The organism is Streptomyces ossamyceticus, from assembly GCF_001418475.1.
Taxonomy (GTDB): Bacteria; Actinomycetota; Actinomycetes; order Streptomycetales; family Streptomycetaceae; genus Streptomyces; species Streptomyces ossamyceticus.
This window is the reverse complement of record NZ_LIQX01000845.1, coordinates 1-3,840: the sequence shown is the minus strand read 5'-3', so window position 1 is coordinate 3,840 and position 3,840 is coordinate 1. Positions and strand designations below refer to the sequence as shown.

Here is a 3,840-nt window from a genome sequence, read left to right as displayed (position 1 = left end):
CGACACCAGCCCCACCGTGTGCAACCGGCCCCGGCAGAACGCCTCCAGCCCGTCCGCCCCGCGGATCAGCCCGGCCTTGACGGCCGCCTCGGCCCCGCCGGAGTGCGCGTGCCCCCCGGCGGGAAAGCGGCCGTCGGCCAGTACGAGAAGAGTCGCCCTGGACATCAGAAGAGGAAGTACCGCTGAGCCATGGGCAGTTCGGCGGCTGGTGTCGCCTCCACCAGCTCGCCGTCGATGTGCACGGCGAAGCTGTCGGGGTCGATCCGTACCTCGGGCCGCGCGTCGTTCTCCCGCATGTCGGCCTTGGTGACCGAGCGCGTCGACTCGATGGCGACGAACCGCTTCCCGAGCGAGAGCCGCTCCGGCAGTCCGTCCTCGACGGCGAGCGGCGCCACGAAGTTGAACGAGTTGGCGGCCGGCGCCCGCCCGATCGCCCCGTACATCGGGCGCGGGAGGATCGGCTGCGGCGTGGGGATGGACGCGTTGGCGTCGCCCATCTGCGCGTACGCGATCTGCCCGCCCTTGATCACGAGCTGCGGCTTCACCCCGAAGAACGCGGGCTCCCACACCACCAGGTCGGCGAGCTTGCCGCTCTCCACGGATCCGATCTCACGGGCGAGGCCCTGCGCGAGCGCCGGGTTGATCGTGTACTTGGCGACATAGCGACGTACGCGGTGGTTGTCGGCGCGGTCGTCACCCGGCAGGGCGCCCCGTCGCCGCTTCATCACGTGCGCGGTCTGCCAGGTGCGCAGGACGACCTCGCCGACCCGGCCCATGGCCTGGGAGTCGGACGAGATGATCGAGATGGCGCCCAGGTCGTGCAGGATGTCCTCGGCCCCGATCGTCGACGGCCGAATGCGGGACTCCGCGAAGGCGAGGTCCTCGGGCACGGCGGCGTTGAGGTGATGGCAGACCATCAGCATGTCGAGGTGTTCCTCGGCGGTGTTGACGGTGTAGGGCCGGGTCGGGTTGGTGGAGCTGGGCAGTACGTGCGGCTGCGAGACCACGGTCATGATGTCGGGCGCGTGCCCGCCGCCGGCGCCCTCGGTGTGGTAGGCGTGGATGCCCCGTCCGGCGATGGCGGCCAGGGTGTCGCCGACGAACCCGGCCTCGTTGAGGGTGTCCGTGTGGATGGCGACCTGGATGCCGGTCCGGTCGGCGACGGTCAGGGCCGCGTCGATGACGGCGGGCGTCGACCCCCAGTCCTCGTGCAGCTTGAGGCCGAGCGCCCCGCCCCGGATCTGGGACAGCATCGCCTCGTGCGAGACGGTGTTGCCCTTGCCGAGAAAGCCGATGTTCAGCGGGTACTGCTCCATCGCCTCCAGCATCCGGGCCAGATGCCAGGGGCCGGGGGTGACCGTGGTTGCCTTGGAGCCCTCCGCAGGTCCGGTGCCACCGCCGACCAGGGTGGTCACTCCGGATGCCAGCGCCTCGTCGGCGATCTGCGGGCAGATGAAGTGGACGTGCGCGTCGATGGCACCGGCGGTCACGATCCGCCCGTTGCCCGCGATGATCTCCGTCTCGGGCCCGATGACGAGGTCGGGGTGGACCCCGTCCATGGTGTCGGGGTTGCCCGCCTTGCCGATGCCGGTGATCCGGCCGTCGCGGATGCCGATGTCGGCCTTGACGATGCCCCAGTGGTCGATGATCACCGCGCCGGTGATGACCGTGTCCGGGGTTCCGTCTGCGCGCGTAGCACGGGCCTGTCCCATGGACTCGCGGATGACCTTGCCACCACCGAACACGGCCTCGTCACCGGCGAGTCCGGGGCCACCGGAGCGGTCCTCCTCGATCTCGACGAGCAGGTCGGTGTCGGCGAGCCGGATACGGTCACCGGTGGTCGGTCCGAACAGGTCGGCGTACGCGGCACGCGAGATCTCAGGCATCGAGGGCACCTCCGGTCTCCCCGCGCAGTCCCGGCACGACACGGGCGCCGGTGAGCGGGACGAGTTCCACGTCGACGGGGATGCCGGGCTCGAACCGCACGGCGGTGCCGGCGGCGACGTTCAGCCGCTTGCCGCGCGCGGCGGCACGATCGAACTCCAGACCGGGGTTGGCCTCGGCGAAGTGGTAGTGGGAGCCGACCTGGACGGGCCGGTCGGCGGCGTTGAGGACGGTCAGCCGGGTGACCTCACGGCCCTCGTTGTACACGATCGGGTCCTCGGCGAAGAGAATCTCTCCGGGAATCACGGCAGCCCCTTCAGACGATCGGGTCGTGGACGGTGACGAGCTTGGTGCCGTCCGGGAACGTCGCCTCGACCTGGACGTCGTGGATCATCTCGGGAATCCCCTCCATCACGTCGTCGCGGGTGAGCAGTTTCCGCCCGGACGCCATGAGTTCGGCCACCGTACGGCCGTCCCGCGCGCCTTCCAGGATGTGCGCGGTGATCAGGGCGACAGCTTCGGGGTGGTTCAGCTTCAGGCCGCGGGCCCTGCGCTTCTCGGCCACGTCCGCCGCCACATGGATCAGCAGCCTCTCCTGCTCGTGCGGGGTCAGTTGCACGGCGTCCCACCTCACATCCTCGCTCCGGACCGTGCGGGGCCCGGTTGCCTCGCCACCGCGCAACATCGCAGGTGGCGTGGCCGCAGGCTAATTGGGCGGCGTTTCGGTGACGTTAACCGCCCGGCTGCCGCCGGGCGCGGGCGCGACGCTGCTGCGCTCCGTCTCGTTCTTCGACTGCGCCGCCGCCCTCAGCCCGGTGCTCATCCTGACCTGGTGGGCCGCACTCTGCCTGGGCGCGGTCCTCGTGGGCCCCGCGCTCAAGCGGTCGAAGAAGCCCGCCACGTCGCAGCCCGCCGCACCCACCACCGGCCGCACGCCGGCTCCCACGCCCGCGCACTGACCACGAGCGGCTCCGGCGCCGGACCCAGCCCCGGAGCAGGCCCCGGAGCAGGCCCCGGAGCCGGCGCCATGCGAGAAGCGGCCCCACAGACAGGCCGTGCGCCTCCGCTGTGGCGGACAGGGGCGCACGGCCTACTCGTATGCGTGCGCGAGTGACGCGCCCGCACGTGTGTGTACAAGTGACATGCCCGCACGCCCCTCAGGAGGCGCCGGACCCCCGGTGCTCCGCCGTGATGCCGAACCGCTGCTGGTCCCGGGGCGACGACGCCACCTCGCGGACGCCGGAGACCGCGCTGATCACGGGCTCCTCCGCGGGATCCTGGAGCGCTTCGAGCTGCTCCAGATCGGCGGCGGAGACCAGGGCGACGAGGGGCTTGCCGTGCCGCGTCACGACGACGCGCTCGCCGCCGTAGACCACTCGGTTGATCAGATCGGCGAGCTCAGCCCTGGCTTGCGTCACCGGAATCTCGTAGGCCATGGGGTCCAGCTTAGACCGGATCCCACCGCCTCCCCGGAGCGGAAGATCCCATTCTGCCCCATGACGCTCCGTACGTTCGTACGATCGCAACGACCTCCAAGGGGAGGCGTTCATGACAATCGAACGGGGAGATCATGTCCAGCCTTTCCAGGCGCACACTGCTCGGATACACGGGGACGGCGGCAGCGGGGACAGCGGCGACGGGCACCGCGCTGTTCACCGGAGGAGCGGCACGGGCAGCCGGGAACGGGACCGCGGACGAGAACCCGGCGCCGGGCCAGGCCCAGACCCAGGCCGAGACCCAGACCCAGGAGAGCGCGGGGGCCGACTTCCCGGAGGGCACCAAGTTCAGCGGATACGTCCGCATGCCCGGCACCGAGATGACGGAACTCACGGTCAGCTTCACCGTGAGCACGACGGAGGCACCGGCGGCCCAGCGGATCTCGGCGCTCGAGGTGGCGAACGCCCTCAACGAACTCGCCGCCACCCGCGGCTGGCCCCCCGTCACCTTCTACGGGAC

The 3,840-nt window shown here is 70.9% G+C and carries 6 protein-coding genes and 1 pseudogene; 2 read left to right on the top strand and 5 right to left on the bottom strand.

Features of this window, described 5'->3' with window-relative positions; all coding sequences use genetic code 11:
* The 4 genes and pseudogenes from AOK15_RS39625 to AOK15_RS39610 all read right to left on the bottom strand — a co-directional run.
* A pseudogene (locus tag AOK15_RS39625) lies at positions 1-165 on the bottom strand (urease accessory protein UreF); the annotation flags it as partial.
* Entirely contained in the window at positions 165-1,886 is a 1,722-nt protein-coding gene (locus AOK15_RS39620) for an urease subunit alpha (protein ID WP_055523899.1), read from the bottom strand. The pseudogene AOK15_RS39625 and the gene AOK15_RS39620, both read right to left, overlap by 1 nt.
* Positions 1,879-2,190 (bottom strand): urease subunit beta, encoded by a 312-nt coding sequence (locus tag AOK15_RS39615; RefSeq protein WP_055523895.1) that lies wholly within the window; start codon positions 2,188-2,190, stop codon positions 1,879-1,881. Before AOK15_RS39615 ends, AOK15_RS39620 begins: the two co-directional genes overlap by 8 nt.
* Positions 2,191-2,200: 10 nt before the next feature.
* Entirely contained in the window at positions 2,201-2,503 is a 303-nt protein-coding gene (locus tag AOK15_RS39610; RefSeq protein WP_048819736.1) for an urease subunit gamma, read from the bottom strand.
* Positions 2,504-2,609: 106 nt separating this feature from the next.
* Between AOK15_RS39610 and AOK15_RS39605 the strand changes: the two genes are divergently transcribed.
* A complete protein-coding gene (locus AOK15_RS39605) occupies positions 2,610-2,843 on the top strand; it encodes a hypothetical protein (protein ID WP_055523893.1) in 234 nt (77 codons plus the stop codon).
* 198 nt (positions 2,844-3,041) lie between these two features.
* Here AOK15_RS39605 and AOK15_RS39600 read toward each other — a convergent pair whose 3' ends face one another.
* Positions 3,042-3,320 (bottom strand): type II toxin-antitoxin system Phd/YefM family antitoxin, encoded by a 279-nt coding sequence (locus tag AOK15_RS39600; RefSeq protein ID WP_055523891.1) that lies wholly within the window; start codon positions 3,318-3,320, stop codon positions 3,042-3,044.
* Positions 3,321-3,454: 134 nt separating this feature from the next.
* Here AOK15_RS39600 and AOK15_RS39595 point away from each other — a divergent pair.
* Positions 3,455-3,840 (top strand): hypothetical protein (locus AOK15_RS39595; protein ID WP_055523889.1); only part of this gene is annotated, 386 nt, incomplete at its 3' end.

Bases quoted from the DNA above. Each gene is read 5' to 3' on its own strand.
- AOK15_RS39600 (WP_055523891.1), bottom strand. From the start codon at position 3,320: ATGGCCTACGAGATTCCGGTGACGCAAGCCAGGGCTGAGCTCGCCGAT.
- AOK15_RS39620 (WP_055523899.1), bottom strand. From the start codon at position 1,886: ATGCCTGAGATCTCGCGTGCCGCGTACGCCGACCTGTTCGGACCGACC.